General features: G+C 30.7%; 21 protein-coding genes. 16 read left to right on the top strand and 5 right to left on the bottom strand.

The genetic code is table 11. The annotated features are described in order from the left end of the window. Nucleotides 1-315: 315 nt before the first annotated feature. Together AC1EUU_RS11595 and AC1EUU_RS11590 are read right to left on the bottom strand one after the other, a co-directional pair. Entirely contained in the window at nucleotides 316-711 is a 396-nt protein-coding gene (locus AC1EUU_RS11595; RefSeq protein WP_480201586.1) for a hypothetical protein, read from the bottom strand. A gap of 84 nt (nucleotides 712-795) precedes the next feature. Continuing rightward, nucleotides 796-1,974 (bottom strand): acyl-CoA dehydrogenase family protein, encoded by a 1,179-nt coding sequence (locus AC1EUU_RS11590; protein ID WP_480201857.1) that lies wholly within the window; start codon nucleotides 1,972-1,974, stop codon nucleotides 796-798. Between the two features lie 90 nt (nucleotides 1,975-2,064). Between AC1EUU_RS11590 and rnpA the strand changes: the two genes are divergently transcribed. The 14 genes from rnpA (at nucleotide 2,065) to AC1EUU_RS11520 (ending at nucleotide 18,687) form a co-directional block, all read left to right on the top strand. Further along, complete coding sequence (gene rnpA / locus AC1EUU_RS11585; protein ID WP_480201585.1) at nucleotides 2,065-2,445, top strand: ribonuclease P protein component; 381 nt, start codon at nucleotides 2,065-2,067, stop codon at nucleotides 2,443-2,445. Nucleotides 2,446-2,700: 255 nt separating this feature from the next. Next, the gene (locus AC1EUU_RS11580) at nucleotides 2,701-4,335 is read left to right on the top strand and encodes a S41 family peptidase (RefSeq protein ID WP_480201584.1); all 1,635 of its coding nucleotides are present in this window, start codon (nucleotides 2,701-2,703) and stop codon (nucleotides 4,333-4,335) included. A gap of 75 nt (nucleotides 4,336-4,410) precedes the next feature. After that, entirely contained in the window at nucleotides 4,411-6,078 is a 1,668-nt protein-coding gene (locus AC1EUU_RS11575) for a DUF6909 family protein (protein WP_480201583.1), read from the top strand. A 29-nt stretch (nucleotides 6,079-6,107) separates the two neighbouring features. After that, the gene (locus tag AC1EUU_RS11570) at nucleotides 6,108-7,142 is read left to right on the top strand and encodes a hypothetical protein (RefSeq protein WP_480201582.1); all 1,035 of its coding nucleotides are present in this window, start codon (nucleotides 6,108-6,110) and stop codon (nucleotides 7,140-7,142) included. Nucleotides 7,143-7,321: 179 nt separating this feature from the next. Further along, on the top strand, nucleotides 7,322-8,536 hold the full coding sequence (locus AC1EUU_RS11565) for an oligosaccharide flippase family protein (protein ID WP_480201581.1): 1,215 nt from the start codon (nucleotides 7,322-7,324) through the stop codon (nucleotides 8,534-8,536). Then, nucleotides 8,529-9,542: a hypothetical protein gene (locus tag AC1EUU_RS11560; RefSeq protein ID WP_480201580.1), complete on the top strand. Its 1,014-nt coding sequence runs from the start codon at nucleotides 8,529-8,531 to the stop codon at nucleotides 9,540-9,542. Before AC1EUU_RS11565 ends, AC1EUU_RS11560 begins: the two co-directional genes overlap by 8 nt. After that, complete coding sequence (locus tag AC1EUU_RS11555; RefSeq protein WP_480201579.1) at nucleotides 9,539-10,804, top strand: DUF6418 domain-containing protein; 1,266 nt, start codon at nucleotides 9,539-9,541, stop codon at nucleotides 10,802-10,804. Before AC1EUU_RS11560 ends, AC1EUU_RS11555 begins: the two co-directional genes overlap by 4 nt. Further along, a complete protein-coding gene (locus AC1EUU_RS11550) occupies nucleotides 10,801-11,970 on the top strand; it encodes an O-antigen ligase family protein (RefSeq protein WP_480201578.1) in 1,170 nt (389 codons plus the stop codon). Before AC1EUU_RS11555 ends, AC1EUU_RS11550 begins: the two co-directional genes overlap by 4 nt. After that, complete coding sequence (locus AC1EUU_RS11545; protein WP_480201577.1) at nucleotides 11,957-12,961, top strand: hypothetical protein; 1,005 nt, start codon at nucleotides 11,957-11,959, stop codon at nucleotides 12,959-12,961. The genes AC1EUU_RS11550 and AC1EUU_RS11545 overlap by 14 nt, the downstream gene beginning before the upstream one ends. 53 nt (nucleotides 12,962-13,014) lie before the next feature. Beyond that, complete coding sequence (locus AC1EUU_RS11540; protein ID WP_480201576.1) at nucleotides 13,015-14,136, top strand: glycosyltransferase; 1,122 nt, start codon at nucleotides 13,015-13,017, stop codon at nucleotides 14,134-14,136. Next, nucleotides 14,126-15,478 (top strand): undecaprenyl-phosphate glucose phosphotransferase, encoded by a 1,353-nt coding sequence (locus AC1EUU_RS11535; RefSeq protein ID WP_480201575.1) that lies wholly within the window; start codon nucleotides 14,126-14,128, stop codon nucleotides 15,476-15,478. The genes AC1EUU_RS11540 and AC1EUU_RS11535 overlap by 11 nt, the downstream gene beginning before the upstream one ends. Before the next feature lie 6 nt (nucleotides 15,479-15,484). Next, nucleotides 15,485-16,255, top strand: a complete 771-nt coding sequence (locus tag AC1EUU_RS11530) for a glycosyltransferase (protein WP_480201574.1) — start codon at nucleotides 15,485-15,487, stop codon at nucleotides 16,253-16,255. A gap of 52 nt (nucleotides 16,256-16,307) precedes the next feature. Then, complete coding sequence (gene purD, locus AC1EUU_RS11525; protein WP_480201573.1) at nucleotides 16,308-17,582, top strand: phosphoribosylamine--glycine ligase; 1,275 nt, start codon at nucleotides 16,308-16,310, stop codon at nucleotides 17,580-17,582. 55 nt (nucleotides 17,583-17,637) lie between these two features. Continuing rightward, nucleotides 17,638-18,687: a glycosyltransferase gene (locus AC1EUU_RS11520; protein WP_480201572.1), complete on the top strand. Its 1,050-nt coding sequence runs from the start codon at nucleotides 17,638-17,640 to the stop codon at nucleotides 18,685-18,687. On the opposite strand, the gene AC1EUU_RS11515 is transcribed toward AC1EUU_RS11520, so the two are convergent. Both AC1EUU_RS11515 and AC1EUU_RS11510 read right to left on the bottom strand, forming a co-directional pair. After that, nucleotides 18,661-19,701, bottom strand: coding sequence for a sensor histidine kinase (locus AC1EUU_RS11515; RefSeq protein ID WP_480201571.1), 1,041 nt, complete (start codon nucleotides 19,699-19,701; stop codon nucleotides 18,661-18,663). The two genes, AC1EUU_RS11520 and AC1EUU_RS11515, sit on opposite strands and share 27 nt — an antisense overlap. Continuing rightward, on the bottom strand, nucleotides 19,701-20,387 hold the full coding sequence (locus tag AC1EUU_RS11510) for a response regulator transcription factor (protein WP_480201570.1): 687 nt from the start codon (nucleotides 20,385-20,387) through the stop codon (nucleotides 19,701-19,703). Before AC1EUU_RS11510 ends, AC1EUU_RS11515 begins: the two co-directional genes overlap by 1 nt. 205 nt (nucleotides 20,388-20,592) lie before the next feature. On the opposite strand from AC1EUU_RS11510, the gene AC1EUU_RS11505 reads away from it, so the two are divergent. Then, nucleotides 20,593-20,934: a T9SS type A sorting domain-containing protein gene (locus AC1EUU_RS11505; RefSeq protein ID WP_480201569.1), complete on the top strand. Its 342-nt coding sequence runs from the start codon at nucleotides 20,593-20,595 to the stop codon at nucleotides 20,932-20,934. Between the two features lie 83 nt (nucleotides 20,935-21,017). Beyond that, nucleotides 21,018-21,731 (top strand): 3'-5' exonuclease, encoded by a 714-nt coding sequence (locus AC1EUU_RS11500; protein ID WP_480201856.1) that lies wholly within the window; start codon nucleotides 21,018-21,020, stop codon nucleotides 21,729-21,731. A 1-nt stretch (nucleotide 21,732) separates the two neighbouring features. On the opposite strand, the gene AC1EUU_RS11495 is transcribed toward AC1EUU_RS11500, so the two are convergent. Continuing rightward, entirely contained in the window at nucleotides 21,733-23,592 is a 1,860-nt protein-coding gene (locus AC1EUU_RS11495; RefSeq protein WP_480201568.1) for an ABC-F family ATP-binding cassette domain-containing protein, read from the bottom strand. Nucleotides 23,593-23,659: the final 67 nt, after the last annotated feature.

The raw sequence follows: 23,659 nt of genomic DNA, 5'->3' as shown, positions 1-23,659 counted from the left end.
GCTACTTAACGTTTTCGGGGTATAACATTGCTTAAGAAACACCTTTATTACTGAACATTTTTATGCTTATGATAAAAAATAAAATAACTTTATTTTTATTAAATCTAAATAAGCGTATATTTGCAGGGTTTTATAAAAAGAATAAATGTTAATCATATCGCAAGACAATGCAATCGTTTCTATTGAAAGCCCTCCAAAAAAAATAAAGGTAGCAAAGAACCTAAAAACGAAATGTTGTAAGAAATATAAAAAAGACAATCGCTGTAAGCGTTGCCCTTGTTATGATTTACTTCAAAAAGCTTCTTAATTCAATATCTAATCAGAATTTTCTAATAAGACAGTTGTCTGCTTAAAAGCCGCAGAAATATTAGGTGTTTCTTTAGGTTGTTTTTTTCTTAACGGAATTACAATGCTTGCTCCAAAAGCACCACCCAAAGTAGTATATAAAGCATCAGTTGGGTTTCTAACTCTACTTAATAAATTAGGGTCTATCAGCTCTTTTAAAAATCCAACTGCAGAAGCAGTCAATGTGCCAAATGCCCAAGCTTTAAACTTATTATCCGTTTTCTTAAACACATAATAAGAAGTAACACCACCAATAAGAGTTCCGGCAATAAAATGTTCTGGATATCCTTTTTCTGAGAATACAGGTTGTGCGTACAGCTGCCAGCTAAAACCAACAAACAGTACGAGTACTAAAATCTTTTTCACACGTCTAAATTTTAATAATTCTTTAAGAACGAGTTATTTACAAAATTTGTTAACATTCGTTCCATGCTTTAAATGTAATTAAAATTACTTAAAAGCATTTAAACCTGTAATGTCTAAACCTGTGATTAATAAATGTATATCATGTGTACCCTCGTAAGTAATTACACTTTCAAGGTTCATAGAGTGTCGCATAATGCTGTATTCTCCAGTAATACCCATACCGCCCAACATTTGGCGTGCTTCACGTGCTATGTTAATCGCCATGTCTACGTTATTACGCTTTGCCATTGAGATTTGTGCAGAGGTAGCTTTTCCTTCATTACGAAGTACTCCTAAACGCCACGTTAATAATTGCGCTTTGGTAATTTCGGTGATCATTTCGGCCAATTTCTTTTGCTGTAACTGGAATCCTCCAATAGGCTTTCCAAACTGTATGCGCTCTTTACTATAGCGAAGTGCAGTATCGTAGCAATCCATAGCGGCTCCAATTGCGCCCCAAGCAATACCATAACGCGCAGAATCTAAACAACCTAAAGGTGCTCCTAAACCAGATTTATTGGGTAATAAATTCTCTTTAGGCACTTTTACATTATCAAAAATAAGCTCACCAGTTGCAGAAGCTCTAAGTGACCATTTATTATGTGTTTCTGGAGTTGTAAAACCTTCCATACCGCGCTCAACGATTAATCCGTGAATACGACCTTCTTCATTTTTGGCCCATACTACAGCAACTTGAGCAAAAGGAGCATTAGAAATCCACATCTTAGCACCATTTAAGAGATAATGGTCACCCATATCTTTAAAATTGGTCACCATACCACTAGGATTAGAGCCATAATCTGGCTCTGTTAACCCAAAACAGCCCATCCATTCACCACTAGCCAATTTTGGTAAATACTTTTGGCGCTGCTCTTCATTGCCATATTTCCAAATAGGGTACATCACTAATGATGATTGCACCGAAGCCGTAGAACGCACACCAGAATCACCTCGTTCAATTTCCTGCATGATGAGTCCGTACGAAATTTGATCTAAGCCGGCACCACCATACTCCTCCGGAATATAAGGTCCAAAAGCACCAATTTCGGCTAAACCACCAATAATTTGTGTTGGAAATTCAGCTTTTTGAGCATAATCCTCTATAATGGGTGAAACTTCTCTTTTCACCCATTCTCGTGCAGCATCGCGCACTAATTTATGTTCATCTGTAAGTAATTCGTCTAGTTGATAATAATCAGGTGCTTGAAATAGATCCTGGCCCATAAACTCGTTTTTAAGATTCTCCAAAAATAGTAATTCCTGCATTTTACAAATGTATTTTTACAAACTAATTTATTAGCTACTTTTGTCGTAATGCAATATACATTTACGAAAGATGAAAAACTAAAGAGCAAGAAGCTCATTGAACAATTGTTTTCTAAAGGGAAATCGGTGAGCGTATATCCAATAAAATTAATCTATTTTAAAACAGATCATCAAGGTAATTATCCAGTGAAAGCTGCAGTTTCCGTTTCAAAACGGAAGGTGAAAAAGGCCGTTCAAAGAAATAGGGTTAAAAGATTACTTAGAGAGTGCTACCGTAAGCATAAACACTTAATATATGACCAAATAGGCGAAAAATACATTTTTATGTTTATCTATTTAGACGAAAATGAGCATAAATACGTTGTGTTAGAAGAAAAAATGATAGATTTATTAGAAAAATTTATCAGAAAGACTGGGAAAGATAGTTGATTAGTGGTTATATATATGTAAAAATCCTCTTGTTCAAAGAAGCCCCGAATAATAATAGTATTGTATCTGTCAAAAGATAGCTTCTGTTTAGAGTGTTAAAAAAAGAATAAAATTAACCATAGAAGTGAGGAATCATAATTTTTAAAATTACCTTCACAAAAAGGAACTTTAAAAGCTATTTGTGAGAACAAAACAATACTATACGATCTCAAATAATAATTAAATTATTATCAGAAAACACTAAAAATTAAACTTGTGAAAAAGTTAAAAAAAATAGGTCTTACACTACTATTATTTAGTACGATAGTGATTTCTTTAGCATACAAATCAGATTTTTTTGAAGTAGCTAAGCAGATTGAAATTTATACTACATTATTCAAAGAACTGAACATGTATTATATCGATGAGACCAACCCTGCAGACCTCACTGATACAGCTATTAAAAACATGCTGAATGATTTAGATCCTTATACCGTATACTATGATGAGCAAGGGGTTGAAAATGCGCGTATAAATGCGGCAGGAGAATATGGAGGAATTGGAGCAGCTTCTGCATATATTGATGGAAAACTAATTGTGGTTGAACCTTATCAAGATTCACCAGCAGATAAGGCCGGACTTAAAGCGGGAGATGAAATCTTAAAAGTAGACGATGTTTTAGTAACCGATAACCAGAATGATGCTGCATCTTCACTTTTAAAAGGATTACCTAATACTAATGTAAAACTTCAGATAAAGCGACAGGATGAAACCTTTGATGTAGCGTTAACACGTGAAAAGGTAGTAGTAAATCCGGTACCATATTACAAAATGATTGACGATGAAGTAGGTTATATTTCATTTATAAAATTTAATCAAAAAGCATCTACCGAAGTAAAGAATGCCTTTGAAGACCTTAAAGAACAGGGTATGAAAAAGTTAATTCTCGATATTCGAGGTAATCTCGGTGGATTGGTAAATGAAGCTGTTGAAATAGTAAACTTTTTTATCCCTAAAAATGAAGTAGTTGTAAATACAAAAGCGAAAGTAAAGAAGTGGAGTGATACTTATAAAACGAGAAAATTACCGATTGATTTAGAAATTCCTATTGTTGTTTTAATTGACGGTCGTTCAGCATCAGCTTCAGAAATTTTGGCAGGTGCTTTACAAGATTTAGATAGAGCTGTAATCATGGGAGAGCGCTCTTTTGGTAAAGGTTTGGTACAACGTTACCGTAAACTTACCTATGGTACACAATTAAAACTAACCATTTCTAAATATTATACACCTAGTGGTAGAAGCATACAAGAATTAGACTATACCAATAGAGATAAAAAAGGGAATATTCCAAAATTTTCTGATAAAAAAAGAAATCCGTTTAAGACAAGAAACGGAAGAACCGTTTATGATGGTGGAGGAATTGAACCCGATATCAAATTTGAAAGCCCTAAACGTTCAAACGCCACTGAAGCATTACTAAAATCAAATACTATTTTTGACTTTGCAACGAGATATTATTATTCTAACCCAACGATTTCAGAATCAAAAGACTTTAAGATATCTGAAGACGTTTATCAAAACTTCGTGAAATTCTTAAACTCTGATAAAGCATCATTTAAAACAGCTACCGAGACTTATTTTGAAATGGCCTCGAAAAAAGCGGCAGAAGAAAATTATAAAAAGGCAATAACGCAAGATTATACGAAGCTTTTAAACAAATTAAGAACCGAAAAAATAAATGATCTTGCTGTTAATAAAGAAGAGATCAAACAAAACCTTCAAAACGAAATTATAAAAAGGTATTACTACAAAAAAGGAGAGTATATCAATAAGGTTCATAATGATATTGCTATTACCAAAGCTGTTGAAGTACTTAAGAATACCAATCGCTATACAGACATCTTGAATTAAAGACTAATCTAAAAGCATCTGAGTTTTATTCACTAAAGAATTGATATATTTGATCAATTATTTAAAACGAATAGAATGATTAGAACCAAATCTCAAGAATCTTCTAATGCTATAGAACGTCTGTACATAACCATGCGCCATTTATTTAATAGAGGTTTTTATAAGCCCATGGGCGTCTCTGGTAAGACCTTAAGGCAGTCATTATTATTACTTCGCCCTGAGATTTATGGATCTATAGCAGAAGAGAAGACAGAGTTAAATGGATTGATCTATGTTATTGACCGTTTACCGGAAGGGATTGAAGAATGTCAATTTATCAATCTTACCGCAGACGAAGGTTATAAAGATTCACACTTTACACCAATTATTCCACCCAAAAGACGACGTAACTGCTATAGGATCGATAGAGATCAGATGAATATCGAAATTACGCGTGGTCGATCTGAAATCTATGATATTTTAACACACCTCACCTTCTTATTTATAGAGTCTCACAAAATAAAAAATAGAGTTTTAATTGATGAAGATGAACGTACGATTCGCGAATGGAAACACCTCAAAGAGGTCGTTTTACATAATAAGAAACTTAACAATAAAGAACACGAGGTACTTTTAACACATGTAGGGACCATTTTGGGCCGTACTTTTGAAGAAGTACAGGAGATCGATAAAACATTTGCTACAGAGGCGAATCCATATAAGTTTTTCAATACTATATTTTGGTTAGGGCAATTGGCATTAGATGAAGAACTTGAGAATAAAAAACGTACAATCACTTTTAGTTCTACATTAAGAGAAAGTATTGGCCATCATATTTATGGAGAAGTATGGGCGAATAATATTAAAAGCGTTCTTGAAAAAGAGCTCTTAATTAACAGACCGATTAATATTATTAGTGCCAATATGCATAGCGTGATGAATTCTATTTATGCTCCTATGTTTTTAAGTAAAGAAGCGAAAGAAAACGAAGGTATCAAGCTATTTGAATTGTTAAGTAATGATGCAAATGAAGATTTACGTAAAAAAGTAAAAGAAGAAGCTTCAAAAAAAGGCTTGTTCTATGTAAAAGATACATCAGGCACAAACATAAATGTTCAGATTATCGACACCTCGAAAATAGATTTTAGTAAAAGTAATTATAAGATTGAAAATGCTAAAACCGATAATATGCCCGTTATTATAGTGATGGACTACGCTTTTGGAGAGCAGGCATATGAAACCATGGATGAACTGCTAAAACCATATATATGTGAAAATAATAATTTGCACTATATGAATGTAGAATCGGTTTCTATAATGGGTAAAGCAGGAATTCTTGAAGGTGGTAAAAGTGATATTATGATTCCTTCGGCGCATATTTTTGAAGGAACAGCTGATAATTATCCTTTTAAAAATGAATTAAGAAAAGAAGATTTAGAGGGTTTTGGCGTTGATGTTTACGAAGGCTCTATGGTGACCGTTTTAGGAACCTCTTTGCAAAATAAAGATCTATTAACATTTTTTCATGACTCTACATGGCGCGCTATTGGCCTAGAAATGGAAGGAGCACATTATCAAAAGGCAATTCAATCGGCTTCAAAAATTCGGGGAAATATATCACAAGACGTTAAAGTACGTTATGCGTATTATGCCTCAGATAACCCGTTAGAAACAGGAAGCACATTGGCTTCAGGAGGCTTGGGAACATCGGGCGTTGGGCCTACATATGCTATTACACAACGAATATTAGAACAAATTTTTTAACAATTGCAAATCGTATTTTATAGAACTGTATGTCAACAAATCAAGTAAATAATGAAGAAGTAGATTTAGGGAATCTTTTTAAAATTATTGGTAAAGGTTTCAGTAATTTATTTAAAGCAATTGGCAACTTTTTAAAGGCTATTTTTCATTACTTCATAGTACTGCTTATTTTCCTTAGAAATAATGCTTTAAAACTTGGATTGGCAGCAATTATTGGTGGGGGAATAGGACTCTATTTAGATTTAACAAAACCTAAGGTATATAGTTCAACCATGATTGTTGAACCCAACTTTGAAAGTACTCAACAATTATATAACAATATTAATTTTTATCATGAATTAGTAAAACAAAAAGATAGTATTGTTTTAGCTAATGTATTAGGGATTACGCCATTTGAAGCTACTAAATTAAAAGGATTTCGAATAAACCCTATTAGAAATGAAAATGAAAAATTAGAATTATTTGATGAATTTATAGAAGAGGTGGATACCACAACTGTAAAAAATATTAATATTAAAGAGTTTAAACGAAACTTTACAGATTACAACTATAAATATCACAAAATAAAAGTCCTATCAGAGATCAATAATATTTTTGGCAAAATAAGTAGCCCTATTATTAATTCAATTGCAAATAATAACTATTTTAAAAATCAAAAGCTGATTAATGATGAGAATCTTTTGGAGAATGAAAAATTATTAAAAAAATCGCTCACAGAAGTAGATACATTACGTAATGTGTATAATGAAGTCTTACTTGCTGAAGCTAAAAAAATAGCGCAAGGCACCAATATTTCATTAGCTGAAGGATCCAAAAAAAGAGGTGAAATAGAACTGTTTAATCAACGATTAAGATTAGGAAAAGAACTAATTGAAAATAATAAAGAAAAAGCAAATACTACAGAAATTTTAAATGTTGTATCTTCTTTTAATAGTGTGGGGGCAAAAGAACGTAATTTATTTAAAAAATATACTTTTCAATTAGCAGGATTGTTATTTGGGTTAATGCTTCTATTAATTTTAGGCCGACGATTGAATACTTATCTTATTAGTTACATAGACTAGTTATTTAGTACTCACAAAATGGTTGCCATAAAAAATTCTAAGAATTAATAACGCAATGTTATTACATTAATTTAAAAAATGTAAAGTCGCTTCTAAAATGTTTCTAAAGTTTATACTAAAAGATAATTCATTTGCTTTTTTTATCACAAAAAAATAAATTTTTTTCTAGTCATTTTTCAATGATGAAATTGATAAATGTTGCTCTAAGAATTGGAGGGGTAGGAAGCAAGTTTGTGGTCTTAACTTTACTATCAAAATACTTTAGCGCTAGTACTTTTGGAGAATATAGCTTAATAATATCTTTAATTACTATTTTAATATTCATTCTGGGGTTAGATTTTTACAATTTCAGCATTAGAAATATTTTAGTAACCAATTCAAAACAAGAAATTAAGAATAAAATCGCTACACTTAGTTTGTTTTATGCTGCAATCTATATTTTTTTCATCGGAGTTGCTTTGATTGCTTTTAATTTTATCCCCTATATTAGACCCTATCTTACATTGATAATTCTTCTATGCATTACTGAACATTTATCGCAAGAAATTTATAGACTTCTAGTTGGTTTTAAAAAAGTACTATTAGCTAATATCTTACTCTTTATAAGAACATTTGGTTGGGCCATAATTATTTTTTATTATGCCGTTTTCAAAATTCCTTTTAATATTGAGTTTGTTTTTGTGCTTTGGTTATTAGCCAATTCGCTTACTATTTTTTATGTTTTTGCTATGATAACATGGAAAAACTATCAATCACTTAATAAAATAATTGTAAGAATTCAATGGATAAAAGAAGGAATAAAAGTTTGCTATTTGTTTTTTATTGCAACCATTTCTTTAAAGATGATTGAGTACGCCAATAGATTTATAGTAGATTATTATTTAGGCAGTGAAATGGCAGGAATATTCACATTTTACTCTAGTATTTCTATTTTAATAACGGTGTATGTTAATACCATTGTAACATCATTTGAAATACCTGAATTAATAAAATCTGCTTATTCTGAGAAGATAGAAAAATTACTTTTAAAGCTTAAAAGATCCTTAATAATACACACTGCAATTATTTCCATCACTTTATTAATAATTATTAAGCCATTATTATATTGGCAAAATAAAGAAGAATTTAAAGAATACCTACCACTACTATTGTTCATGATTGTAGCAGTTGGATTAATGAATTACTCATTACTTTATCATTTTAAACTATATATTTTTCACAAAGATAAATCACTCTTTAAAATAATGATTATCGGCGGAATATTTAGTTTATTCGTTACCATTATGTTAACAAGTTTAATAGGGGTTTATGGAGCCGCAATTGCGTTTGTTCTCACTGGGATAATGTTGTTTTATTTGCGCTATTATGAGGCTAAAAAACTAATAAATGATTAATCTTTTTGTAGGAATATCAAAAAATCAAATAACATCGTATGAAGCTATATTGTTAGCCATTGAAAGTAATTCTCATGTTAATATCTTAATTACTAGCTCTACTGTTTCAGTTAATAAAGACTTTTGGGATAAAATTATATTCGCAGAAACTTCGTTTAGTAATCAAGCATTTAATATAAAATCGTCCTTTAAAAACATTATAAAAAAAATAAGAGCGTATAAAAAGATTATAAGACAGTTAGAACAGTATAAAAGTGAAAAAGAAATAACGCTATATTTTACATACATTGAAGATGTTCTTACCAATTATTTATTATTATCATTTAATAAAAACCTTAATGGAATTACAGTTGAAGATGGCACACTAAACTATTATTACCATACCATAAAATCACTCTCTAAAAAGAAAATTCTTTCTAAATGGATATTAAGTAACATGTTGGGAGTACGATTTAAATATTATAAAGGACATTCTAGCGGTGTAGAATATGAACATGTTTTAAAGCAATATGTTAGGGCTCCAGATTTAGCAATTTGCCACAAAAAATCTGTACAATTACCATACAACCTCAAAAAACCGAAATTAAACAATACATTACTAATTGTGGGTCAAGAAGCATATATAAACATGTTCGGAAGAAAACTTTATGAAAAACGATTAACTGAGCTAATTTCTATAGCAAAGAACCAGCCATACTTCAACTCAATTACAAAAGTGTATTATAAACCTCACCGAAACGGTGAAAGAATTGATTATAGTAAATATCGTTTGATGTTTAGAAGTATTGATTTTGAAATTTTAAGCGTAGAAGAACCCCTAGAACAGTTGTATTTTGAGAAGTTGGGGTCAAAGTTTATTTATTCTTTTGATTCAAGCGCACTATTAAATATTTTTTTGGAAATAGACAATGGATTAAGAAAATTAGTTCATTTTAACGTGTTGTTAAAATATAATATTCTTTTAGAGCCGATGTATAAAAAGCTAGATTTTAACATTTATAAATGATCTTTTTTGTAAATATAACGGTAACAATTATAGCAATTTTATTATTGCTTTATTTACTTGAAAAAGACTTAGGACTTTTCATTATATCTTTTATGATTCTTGTTCAATATTTATGGATGTTTATGTCTATCATAAAAATTGAGTCAGGTGTCTTTATTAATGAGCAAGGAAAGGATGGTTATTTTGTTTATAGTAGCTTGATATTAATGTTATTTTACGTTACAACTTTGTTATCACTGATTTTTTTCAAGAAGGTTTTTAATAAAGTGTTTGATAAAATGAGAACGCCGAAATTAAGAATTGCTAAGATACCCGAAGAAAAGTTAACAATATTGCTAATATTTGCGGTACTTTTCATCGCTTTTTTAAATTTACTTTCGTCGCCCATTCCTTTGTTTTCGGAATCTGTGGATAAATTTAATTTCTGGGAATATGCACGCTATCCATTCTTAAGATCTATTGTTGGTAATGTTATGGGGTTTGTAATTTTTGGTGCGGCATTACTTTTTAGATATTCCAAGAAAATATCCATTTTTTTTATTCTAATGTATATTATATATTTATTAATGATAGGACAAAAATTCACGGGTTTTTTAATTGCAATTTACGCAATAGCTGTTGCGTTGTATTATTCTTCAAAAAAGAAAGTACATTTCCAATTTAAATGGATTGTGAATAAATATACAATTGGCGTTCCAATAATGTTGTTTCTTTTGGTTTGGTACAAATATTATATAAAGAACCCATTTGAATATATGGGACTCACACCTTTTGAGTCAGTTTTTTACCGAGCGTTTGGTTTACAAGCGCATTTATTTTGGGGTGTAACAGAACAATATGTTTATTTAGATAAACCAAACTCCTGGAATATCGCAGAGTTATGGAAGGGAATGCACGTACTAATGTCAGAATTTTGGCCATGGAAACAAGAAGTTCTAATATCAGTTACTCAAAGGGGAGTTAGCTGGACAAATGCATACCCTTCAATTCTAATAAGAATTTTTCCTCTTAGCATAGCTCTAATAGTAAATTTCTTTTTAATGTCAATAGTTTCTCTATTTCAATCAATACTTGTTAAATTTATTAAAGGAAATTCTATTCTATTGAGTATCGTTTTTTTCCAGCTTTTAGTATGGGTAAACTATACATATAACATGGCCTACTTCCATCGACTAACAATACCTTTTATTTTTCTATCACTTTTTTTAATTTATAAATACCTAGTTTATAAATCAACTCGCAAAATAGAAATAAATAAATGAAATCAGCTTCATTAATCAATATAGGTCAATATTTTTATTATGGCTTGATGCTTTTTTTACCATTGTGGCTTTTTATTGATAACATTTTTTTGATACTTTTATTCGCCAGTGCTATTTTATTTAAAAAAGAAAAAGTAGACCCAAAAAGCTTAACATTTCGCTCACTAACCGTCTTTACCGTTTATATTTTAGTATTAGGAATTTTCTCAAACAAATTTTCAGAAGAAATAAATAATTATATTAAAATAGTACCTTTAGTATTAATACCTATAGGCTTAGCACCTTTATCAAAAAAAGAGTTAGAAAAAGGACTTTTTTTTATGTTATTAGGAATCTTAGTAATGCAAGCTGTAGCTTTATATGGAATACTAGATTACTATTTCTTTTCTGAGGGCAAGAAAGTGGCATTAAGAAGCTATGCTAAGGTAAATGACATTTTAAGATTTGAGAGGCCCTATGTTGGTTTTTTTTCTGCTCTAGGGCTAATAATTAGTTATTATTTATTTAAGAATAGAAAATACTGGTTAATCTTATTGCCCGCCGGGATTTCTGTTCTAGTAATTATTACAATTTCTGCAAGGTTGGCGGTTATGATCGTTTTTTTTTCTGCTATGGTAATTATTGTACATGAAATCAAATCTCTTAAATATAAACTTACTTTTTTAGCGAGTATTATTTTATTAGGAATTCTTACGCTAAAACTAAGCGATACTCCATTACAACACAGGTTTTCAGAAATGAAATATGACGCTCGTATAATTATATGGAAAGGAGCATCAAATATTTTCGAGATGAACTCTAAATATATTTTTGGATTAGGCGGACAACAAGAAATAAGACATTCTCTTTTGAACTATTATAAAACTTCTGCCGAGTTCGAATACCCACCAGACAAAACAAGGTTTATAAATCAAAATTACAATACTCATAATCAATATTTAAATGAACTATTAAGAGGCGGTGTTATTGGATTGTTTTTTTATATAATTCCATTTATAATATTGATTTATGGAGCAATTAAAACGAAAAATATATTATCAATATTATTGTTATTTTCTATAGTTACTTTTTCTATGGTTGAAAATGTCTTAGATAGACAAATGGGTGTTTATATTGTGGCATTAATAATATCTCTTGCAAGTACTTTTATGAATGAAAAAATTTAGCTTTATAATATTCCTAATTGTTTTTTTTCTTTCCTGTAATAAAAAAGGAAAACCAGAAAAAGTTAAAATAAATATAGTTGATTCTTTATATACTATTAACGCTTCGTATGCCATTGATGATGTAAGAAGGTATGGTATAATTCCTGGAGAAAGTATTGGAACGCACCCAAAGCTGTTAAAGGACAAAATGGATGTTATACTCGATCTTGCGCGAAGCGGAGTAAAATTGAACTTTCCACAAGGAACTTATAAAAGAGCATTTAATATTGAAGACGTCGAAGATATAGAAATGCAATTTAACAAAGCAATATTTAGCGGCGCAATTAATATTAAAAATTCTAATAATATAAAACTAACTGGATCAATCACAACTTTGGTTAAACTTTACATAAGAGAATCTGATAGAATAGAGCTTGATAACGTTGTAGTGAGATCTGATACATTATTAAGTGGTAACAAAAAAAGAAGCATGGGATGTTCTATACATTCTGGAACAAATAATATTAAAATTAACAAACTTATTATAGAAGAATTAACATCGGGTATTGAAGAAAAGCATGTTAAAGCTGCGTTAGCAATACATGGCCATAATAATGAACCAACAAAAGTATATATCGATTCAGTACATATTAAATCATCAGATCGACATGGAGCGTACTTAACAGGTGAAAACATACATATTAAGTTCCTGTACGTTGATAATTTTGGAATAGGATCTTCGGAAGGAATGAAACCTATGGAAGGGGGAATTGAAGGGGAGCAGAAAGAATTTTCCGGATTATGGATAAAAAATGCTCATAACTCGACTATACAAAAAGCAATTATAAATATTGAAAACTCTAACGCTACTTATAGTACAAATTTTGACATTGGAGAATCTTTTAGACCATTTAAAATAGACACCCTCATAATTAAAGGAGAAAATAAAAACCTTAAAAATAAAAGTTTACAGAGAACAGGAGTCAATGTAAAAGTAAGCCTTCATGAATAGAAGCATATTTTTGTTAACATAAATTTCTTTACTTTTAATAAAGTAATAAGCTAATGATTAAAATAGCGCACATTGCAAATCCTGTTGCGGGTGTAGGGGTATACCTAAACTTACTAGTTAGGCATTCAAATAAAATAAAATTTTCACATATAATTTTATGCGACTCAGATATCAAGTTTTCAAATATACATTTTGATTCAATCCATAACGTTACACTAACTAGAAGTATAAATGTCACACAAGATATTAAATCTCTTCTTAACATAATAAGTATCTTAAACAACATAAAGCCAGATATAATACATTGTCATAGCGCAAAAGCAGGAGTTCTGGGTAGAATAGCTGGTAGTCATTTAAGCATACCAACTTTATATACTCCGCATGCGTATTCATATTTAAGTGCAGAATCAAAAGTCAGAAGAATATTTTATAAAAATCTTGAAAAATTTTTTCGTTTTTTTCCATCAAAAACTTTGGCTTGCTCACCATCTGAATATAATAGAACAGTGAATGAACTAAATTTTAAAGTAAATAAGGTGTTTTTATGGAATAATACTATAGAAGACATTTTAGAAATAAGTAATTCTGAATTACCGATTAAATTTCCTAATAATTTTATATGTTCTGTTGGGAGACCGTCTTATCAAAAAAACACAAAGCTACTTATTGAAACAATATTTGAAGTAAAAAAGGAAATAGAAGACATTCATTTGGTAATTTTAGGAGTAGGCTTCTATTCCCCAGATTTAAAAGTTATTGAAGAACTTATTAAAGACTATAAGCTAAAAGATAATGTCACTTTAATAAAATGGTTAAAAAGACCAGAATTATTAGGAATAATAAAAAAAAGTTCATTGTATATCTCTACTTCGAAATACGAGGGTTTACCGTATGCGGTCATCGAAGCATTGGCACTTTCAAAGGCTTGTATCGTAACCAATGTAGATGGTAATAAGGATTTGATTAAAGATAAGCTAAATGGTTTTTTAGTTGAAGAAAATGCACGTTTGATTGCTGAAAAAATAGTTGAACTCTTAGAAAATAAAGTATTGTTGAAACAGATGTCTAAAAACGCAAGAAAAGATTTTGAGGAAAAATACGTTATACAAAATAATATCTCTTCTTTAGAAAAAATTTATTTATCTCAAATAAAAAACAACTGTATTGAAGAATAGATACTCTCATCTTATAACTCCTTTACTTTTGTTCATTGATTTATTACTAATCAATGGGGTGATTTTGTTCGTAAATAATGAAGAATTTTTAAATACCAAATTTTTACTTTATATCAATTTTTTCTGGATTGTTACCTCTTTTTTTATTGGGTTTTATAAAGTTTATAGATTTACCAAAATCTATAGAATTTTCACTTTATTATTTATACAATCTTTCCTTATTACTTTAGTGTATTTTAGTTATTTCACCATTTTTAGAGAAGGTTTTATTGTAGGGGATCAATTTAAGATTTTAGTATCGATTCTTGTGGGAATAAGTCTTTTAAAGTTACTTTCCTTTTATGCATTGAAGGCCTACCGAAAAGGGGGAAAGAATTATAGAAATGTCGTTATCATTGGTCAAGATGATACTTCAAAGAATGTAGCTCAAATATTTATCGAAGAAGAAGTTTTAGGGTACAAGTATCATGGGTTTTTTTCTAATAAGCCAAAAAGACAAGAGAAGTATCTGGGGAAAATTGAAGAATGCTTTGAGTATATAGTTAACAATAATATTGATGAAATTTATTGCACAGTATCTGTAATGAAAAAAGAGCAAGTTAAGGAATTAACAAAATTCGCCAATAGACATTCAAGAGTGATCAAACTGATACCGAACTCAAATGAGTTGTATAGTAAAAATTACAGCGCTGAATATTATAGCAATACTCTTGTTTTAAATGTTAATAGGCTTCCTTTAGATATTGCAGAGAATAGAGTAATGAAACGTACCTTTGATATTGTTTTTTCTATTTTAATTATTGTATTCGTGCTTTCTTGGTTACTTCCTTTGTTAGCCATACTTATTAAATTAGAATCTAGCGGTCCGGTACTTTTTAAACAAGAACGTGAAGGTTTAGGTGGATACCATTTTACTTGTTACAAGTTCAGATCAATGAAAGTAAATAAAGAATCAGATAAGATGCACGCAAGAAGAAATGATGAAAGGGTTACTAAGATTGGTGCGTTTTTGCGTAAAACTAGTATTGATGAACTACCACAATTTTTAAATGTTTTTATTGGAGATATGAGCGTCGTTGGTCCAAGGCCACATATAAGTGCATTCTCTGAAGAATACCAAAAAGAAATAGATAACTATATGGAACGGCATGCCGTTAAACCTGGGATTACAGGACTCGCTCAAGTAAGTGGTTATCGAGGAGAAGTAATTGAGCATTCAGATATTAAAAACCGAGTACGATTAGATATTTTTTACATAGAAAACTGGTCTCTTTTATTGGATATTAGAATAATAATACAAACAATACTTAATGTGCTAAAAGGAGAAGAAAATGCCTATTAATTACAATTGAAGAATTCTTTACAAATAACGGGAGCAATTGTATTATACAAGGAAAGCGAAAAAGAGCTTACCAAAGCGATTAATAGCTTTTTAAGAATAAAGAATGCAAAGAAGCTTTACTTAATAGATAATTCACCTACCGACTTAATTAAGGATAAATTTAATCACCCCGATATAGAATATATATTTAATAATTCGAATCTTGGCTTTGGAAAAGCACATAATCTAGTTTTAAGTAAAATTGAAAAAATATCTTCTCACCACTTAATATTAAATCCCGATGTAGAATTTTCATCAGATGTTATATCCACTTTAATTGAAGCATTAGATAATGAAAACGATGTTGCAATGATAGCCCCAAGAGTGATTTTTCCAACCGGAGAACATCAATATTCTTGTAGAAGATACCCTTCTTTGTTTGAATTAATTATTAGAAGACTATCGGGAATAAAAAGATTATTTCATTCTTTAATAAAAAAAGGTGAATATGGAGAGAAAGATTTAAGCCAACCTTTTTATCCTGATTTTCTTCAAGGATGTTTTCAGCTTTATAAGACCAAAGATTTGGTGAAGATGAAAGGCTTTGATGAACGTTATTTTCTTTATATGGAAGACGTTGATATTTGTCGTAAAATTGATCAGATTGGCAAGAAGAAACTGTACTATCCCCAAGTACAAATTATGCATACCTTGAAAAAGGGCTCTTCCAAAAACCTTCGATTATTTTTTATACATCTCATATCTAGTATTAAGTATTTCAAAAAATGGGGATTTTAGCTTGACAAGCTTTTTAGACAGTGTATATTTGCATCCAAATTAACAACACAACATGAATATTCTTATTTTGGGCTCTGGTGGCCGTGAGCACGCTTTTACTCTAAAGCTCAATAAAAGCACTAAAATCAATCAATTGTTTGTTGCTCCGGGTAATGCGGGAACTGGTAAAATTGCAACAAATCTTGCGATGGATATAATGAATTTCAATGCTGTTAAGCAAGCGGTTTTAGATAATAAAATTGAAATGGTTGTAGTGGGTCCAGAAGCACCTTTGGTAATGGGTATCCATGATTTTTTCTTATCTGACAATGATTTAAAAGATATTCCGGTTGTAGGCCCTAAAAAAGACGGTGCTTTACTTGAAGGGAGTAAAGATTTTTCAAAGCAGTTTATGCAAAAGCATGAAATACCTACTGCACAATATAAATCCTTCACAAATGAATCATTAGAACAGGGCTATGCATTCTTAGAAACACTAAATGCACCGTATGTTTTAAAAGCCGATGGGCTTGCTGCTGGTAAAGGAGTACTTATTTTAGAGTCTTTAGAAGAAGCTAAAAAAGAACTTAAAGAAATGTTAGCCAATAAAAAATTTGGTGAGGCATCTACCACCGTAGTAATCGAAGAATTCTTAAAAGGAATTGAATTATCGGTTTTTGTGCTAACCGATGGTAAAAGCTATAAAACGCTACCTTCAGCTAAAGATTATAAACGCATTGGTGAGGGTGATACAGGTTTAAATACTGGAGGTATGGGGGCTATTTCGCCAGTTCCGTTTGCAGATGAAACTTTTTTAAATAAGGTTGAAGAGCGTATTATAAAGCCAACTATTAATGGTCTACAAAAAGATGGAATAGACTATAGAGGTTTTATTTTTATTGGACTTATGAATGTTGATGGAGAACCTTATGTGATAGAATATAATGTTCGTATGGGTGACCCCGAAACCGAAGTCGTTTTACCAAGAATTACTTCTGACTTATTAGATCTTTTTGAAGGTGTTGCAAATCAGACATTGCATGAAAAATCTTTTGAAGTAAGATCTCAAACGGCAATTACAGTAATGCTGGTTTCTGGAGGATATCCAGAGGCTTATGAGAAGAATAAAAAAATAAAGGGAACAGAGGAGGTAGAAGACTCGATTGTTTTTCATGCCGGAACGAAGCACGAAGATGGAGATATTTTAACAAGTGGAGGTCGTGTATTAGCCATCACCTCGTTTGGAGACTCAATCAAAGAAGCATTAGAAAAATCATATAAAAACATAGAAAAGATTCATTTCGAAAAAATGAATTATCGTACCGATATAGGATTTGATTTAACCTAGTTGTTTTTCTAGATGTACGATTTCCATATTTGATTTTAGCGCTTCAAATCGTATTATGAAGGATAAAAAAGTTCTTGTTGCACCACTCAATTGGGGCTTAGGCCATGCAGCGCGTTGTATTCCTATTATTAATGCACTACAACAAAATAAATTTACTCCTGTAATTGCCTCGGATGGCGCCGCGCTTAAACTACTAAAGAAAGAATTTCCTGCGCTCGAAAGCTTAACTTTGCCTACTTATAATATACGCTATGGTAATCATTTAAAGCTGAGTTTACTTTTACAAGCTCCAAGAATTTTAAAAGCGGTTAAAAAAGAGAATAAGATTATCAACAATTATATAAATGCAAATGAAAACGTAGTTGGTATTATTTCTGATAATCGTTTTGGAGTTAGAAGCAGCAAAGTGTTTTCTGTATACCTAACACATCAGCTAAAAGTTTTATCAGGAAGGCTAACCACTATTACTACTAGAATTCATAGATTTATTATTAGAAAATTTGATGAATGCTGGGTTCCCGATCTAATGGGAAGCGTATTTTCTGGGGAGTTGTCATCATTTAAATTAAAAGATACACAAGTAAGATATATAGGAATTTTAAGCAGGCTTACTAAAATGAATATCCCTAAAAAAAATGATGTTTTGATCATACTCTCTGGGCCAGAGCCAAACAGAACAGATCTAGAAAGCAAACTTTTAAATGAATTCACCAATTTTAAAGGAAGGGTAACTCTAGTTAGAGGAGTAATAGATAATAGATTAAATAAGCATATTCACAAAAACATAGAGGTTTATAATTATTTACTTTCAAAGGAATTGGAAAAAGAAATCAATCAATCAGAATTAATTATTTGTAGGTCAGGATATTCGTCTGTAATGGACCTAGCAATTTTAGGTAAAAAAGCATTTTTTGTTCCAACTAAAGACCAAAACGAACAGCAGTATTTGGCTGAGCATTTAAAAGGACAGAAAATTGCTTATTTTGAAAACGAAGAAAGATTCAAAATTTCCATATTAGAAAAGACAAATGAGTATACTGGATTTAAAGAAAAAGAATATTCAACATTCAATGTTAATTTATTGCACCTTTTCAAGCGTAAATGAAAATGTAGAACCATTACCATAAGTACTTTCAACAAATACTTGTTGGTTATGACTTTCAATAATATGCTTTACAATTGATAAACCAAGTCCAGAACCACCTTGCTCTCTTGATCTACTTTTGTCAACTCTGTAAAAACGTTCAAACAACCTCGAAATATTTACTTCTTTTATACCCTCGCCGTCATCAGTAATTTTTACAATGAGGCTATTATCATTATAATTGCCGATACTAATAACCGTATTACCGCCATTTTTACCATACTTAATAGAATTTTCAATTAAATTAATAAGCACTTGTTCAATTCTATTAATATCGGCATATACAAAAACCGGAATGTCATAAACCTTATCAAAAGTTAAAATAATATTGCGTTTTTTTGCTTTCATCTCTAAAAGTTCAAACACATTTTTTACAAGCTCTATAACATTAAATTTTTCTAAAACAGGATTGAGGTTTCCAGTTTCAAGCTTTGAGATCATATCTAAGTCTTTTACAACGTCTATTAAACGTTCTACCCCTTTATTAGCACGCTTAAGATATTTTTCTCGGATAGACTTGTCATTTATAGCGCCCTCAATTAGTGTAAGTATATATCCCTGAACAGTAAATAAGGGGGTCTTTAATTCATGAGCAACATTCCCTAAAAATTCACGACGATATTCTTCACGAATTTGTAACATTTCTATTTCCAGACGCTTATCTTCGGCAAACTTTTTCACCTCTTTAGATAGCGTTTCCATATCAGATGTTATTGATTTTTTTTTCAGATCATTAACATCTAGAAGTGTTACTTCGTCATAAATTTTCTTTACACGTTTATAGATAAATAACTCTACGCGAAACTGAATAATTAAAAAAGAGAGTACATAAAAACAAACGGAGGTAATGAGAATAAACCAAAAATTGGTTTCTTTATTGAAAAAATAAGATAAAACCGTTGTTAGAAAAACAACAACAATTGTTAATAATAATGAGGATTTAAAAGCAAATTTATAGGTGCGTCGTAATTTCATTAAATATTGAATTTATAACCAACGCCTTTAACAGTTTTAAAATAATTATCTCCTATTTTTTCACGTAATTTTCTAATATGAACGTCTATAGTTCTGCCGCCTACAACAACGTCATTTCCCCAAACAGTTTCCAAGATGACTTCTCGCTTAAATACCTTACCCGGTTTAGAAGTTAATAAAACGAGCAGTTCAAATTCTTTTCTTGGAAGCGAAATTTTTTCATTTCCCATTTGAACAAAGTATTCATCTTTATTGATGGTAATATCGCCTATATTAACCACATTTTCAGTTTCACTGGAAGTATCTTTTAAACGCCTTAACAGTGATTTTACCTTACTAACCAAAACTTTTGGCTTTACAGGCTTTGTTATATAGTCGTCAGCACCTGCCTCAAAGCCAGCTACTTGCGAATAATCTTCGCCACGAGCCGTGAAAAAAGCAATGATCACATCTTCTAAGCCTTTTGTTTCACGAATTCTTTCACAGGCTTCCATACCATCCATTTCGGGCATCATTACATCTAATAAAATAAGGTGAGGAGCAACTTTTTTAGCAGCTTTTACGGCCTCGATACCATTTGATGCTGTGAAGATTTGATATCCCTCGTTTTGTAAATTGTAACTTACAATTTCTAAAATATCGGGCTCGTCATCAACTAATAGAATTTTAATATCTTTTTTCTTCATTGAAATGGTTATTAAAAACCAAAAATAACCATTATATCTTTTGATTTGTAAACTTAACAATTTGATAACACTAATTAAAAATTAGAAATATCAAATTTTAATGTGTTGATGCAATAATATTTTAAATTTTACGTTACCCAGCGAAATTTCTGGGATATTTTTTTTAACTTTACTGCTAGTCAACTAAGCTAGAAATGGAACATCTATGAAGAAACACTACTTTCTTTTTTTCTTTCTTTTACTTAGCATCACTGCTTTAGCTCAAGTTGATGATAGCAAGACTGCAACTCAAGATAAGCATTTACAACAAAAAGAAATAGATGGATTTAAAATGTACCCTAACCCTGTTGCGAACGGTATATTGAGTATATATACTGCCAATAATGCTATTAAATCTATAGAGATTTTTGATGTATTAGGCAAGAGAGTGTTGTCTAAAAAGATACTCAATCCTCAAATAAATGTTGCTAGTCTTAAGGCAGGAGTGTATATCTTAAAAGTTACCGAAAATAATAAAACAGCTACACGAAAATTAGTTATCAAATAGTATAAACCAAACCTAATTTTAAGCGAACTTTTAGTTCGCTTTTTTTATGCGTTAAAATTTGCTACTTTTAAACTAAATTTATGATGCTAAACAAAATTAACTTAGAAAATATCTTATTTCTAGATATTGAAACCGTCCCTGAAGTCGAAACATATTCAGAGTTATCAGAAGAAAAACAAGAACTATTTTCACTAAAAACGGCCTATCAGCGTAAAGATGAAATTACTGCTGAAGAATTTTATGATCGCGCTGGAATTTGGGCCGAATTTGGCAAAATTATTTGTATTTCAATTGGTTTTTTTACGAGCATTGATGGTGTTAGAAATTTTAGGGTTAAATCATTATCAGGAAATGAAAAAGAACTCTTAGAAGAGTTCAAGAATTTAATAGAACAACACTTTAATAAACCACAGCACTTACTTTGTGCACACAATGGTAAGGAATTCGACTTTCCATACATTGCCAGGAGAATGATTATCAATAAAGTAGTATTGCCTGCTAAATTAAACTTGTTTGGTAAAAAGCCTTGGGAAGTAGCACACCTTGATACCATGGAACTATGGAAATTTGGTGATTATAAACATTATACTTCACTGCGCTTACTAACCAGCATTTTGGGAATCCCATCTCCAAAAGATGAAATTGACGGAGGCGATGTGGCACATGTATTTTATAAAGAGAATAATTTAGAGAAAATTATAAATTACTGCGAGAAAGACACGATAACAGTAGCACAATTGTTACTTAGGTTTAATAATATGGAGTTGCTTAAAAATGAAGAAATAATAAAGGTTTAATTTATCCTTCTAATTTCATAGAGAGTTCAAGCCAACGCTCTTCTTTATATTCAATGTCATTGATAATTTCTTGAAGTTTTTTTGAAAGGTCGGCGATATCATTAGCGTTTACTTTGTTAGTTTCAAATTGATTTTCTATTGTTTTCTTCTGTTGCTCTAGTTTCGAAATTTCTTTTTCAAGATTTTGAAACTCTTTATTTTCAACATATGATAACTTACCTTTCTGAGGCGTTTTTATACGGGAGTCTGTTTTTTTCTCCTTAATCACTTGATCTTTGGGTTGAGAGTCTTCATAAACGCGATAATCAGTATAGTTTCCAGGGAAATCGGTAATATTCCCTTCATTATCCAAAACAAACATGTGGTCAATAATCTTATCCATAAAGTAACGATCATGTGAAACCACCAAAAGATTTCCGGGATAATCTAACAGAAAGCTTTCCAATACATTTAGGGTTAAAATATCTAAATCGTTTGTTGGCTCATCTAGTATTAAAAAATTCGGATTTTGAATCAATACGGTACATAAATACAGTCTTTTTTGTTCACCTCCAGAAAGTTTTTCTACATAATCATATTGTTTTTTTCGATCAAATAAAAAGCGTTCTAACAATTGGCCAGCAGAAATTTTTCGTCCTTTAGTTAAAGGAATGTACTCACCAAATTCTTTAATAACCTCTATAACTTTTTGGCCTTCTTTGATCTTAATTCCTTTTTGAGTATAATACCCGAACTTTACAGTTTCTCCAATAATTACTTTACCCGAATCAGCAATAATCTTTGAAGTAATAATATTTAGAAATGACGATTTCCCTGTTCCGTTTTTTCCTATAATACCAATACGTTCTCCACGCTTAAACACATAATTGAACTTATTGAGTACAACTTTTTCGCCAAAAGATTTTGAAACATTATGAAGCTCTACAATTTTACTGCCCAAGCGCTCCATATTAATCTCTAAGGTTACTTTATGCTCTTTTCTGCGCTGATGTGCTTTTTCTTTTATCTGAAAGAAATCATCAATTCTTGACTTTGATTTTGTTGTTCTCGCTTTTGGTTGTCTTCGCATCCAGTCAAGTTCTTTTTTAAACAAATTCTTAGCTTTCTCTAAATTGGTTTGCTCAATAATTTGACGCTCTTCCTTTTTTTGAAGATAATATGAATAATTACCTTTGTAAGTATATAATTTTCCTTGATCTAATTCAACAATTTCATTACAAACGCGCTCAAGAAAATATCTATCATGTGTTACCATAAAGAGCGTCATTTTTTCTTTATTAAAATAGTTTTCTAACCATTCAATCATTTCTAGATCCAGGTGATTGGTTGGCTCATCTAAAATGAGCAGGTCAGGTTTATTTATAAGAATAATGGCTAGGGAAAGTCTTTTTCTTTGTCCACCTGAAAGGTTATTTATCTTTAGAGATAAATCTTCTAACTGAAGTTTAAATAATATTTGTTTGTATTGTGTTTCAAAATCCCAGGCATTATGTTGATCCATTAGTTCGAATGCCCTTTGATATGTTTCGGTGTCTTCAAGATTTTTTAGAGCATTCTCATATTGACGTATAATTTTTAGCGTTTCATTATCTGAGTTGAAAATAGCCTCTTCTATAGTTAGAGCTTCATTTAAGGTATCTTTTTGAGCTAGAAAAGCAATATGAAGCCCTTTTCGAGAAATCACGTTTCCTTTATCTGGAATATCGTTTCCCACAAGAATATTTAATAAAGATGTTTTACCGGTGCCATTTTTTGCAACAAATGCAATTTTTTGATCTTTATTAATTCCAAAAGAAATGTTTTCGAATAATGCACGTTCTCCATAAGATTTAGAGATGTTTTCTATAGAAAGATAATTCATAACTGCAAAGAAACTAAAAAACCCGAGCAAATGGCTCGGGTTTTTACTAAACAAATGAATGATCTCA

It is taken from the genome of Maritimimonas sp. 2205BS37-2 (assembly GCF_056591755.1).
Note: the sequence above shows the minus strand (reverse complement) of the source record. Positions and strands in the feature narration are given on the sequence as shown.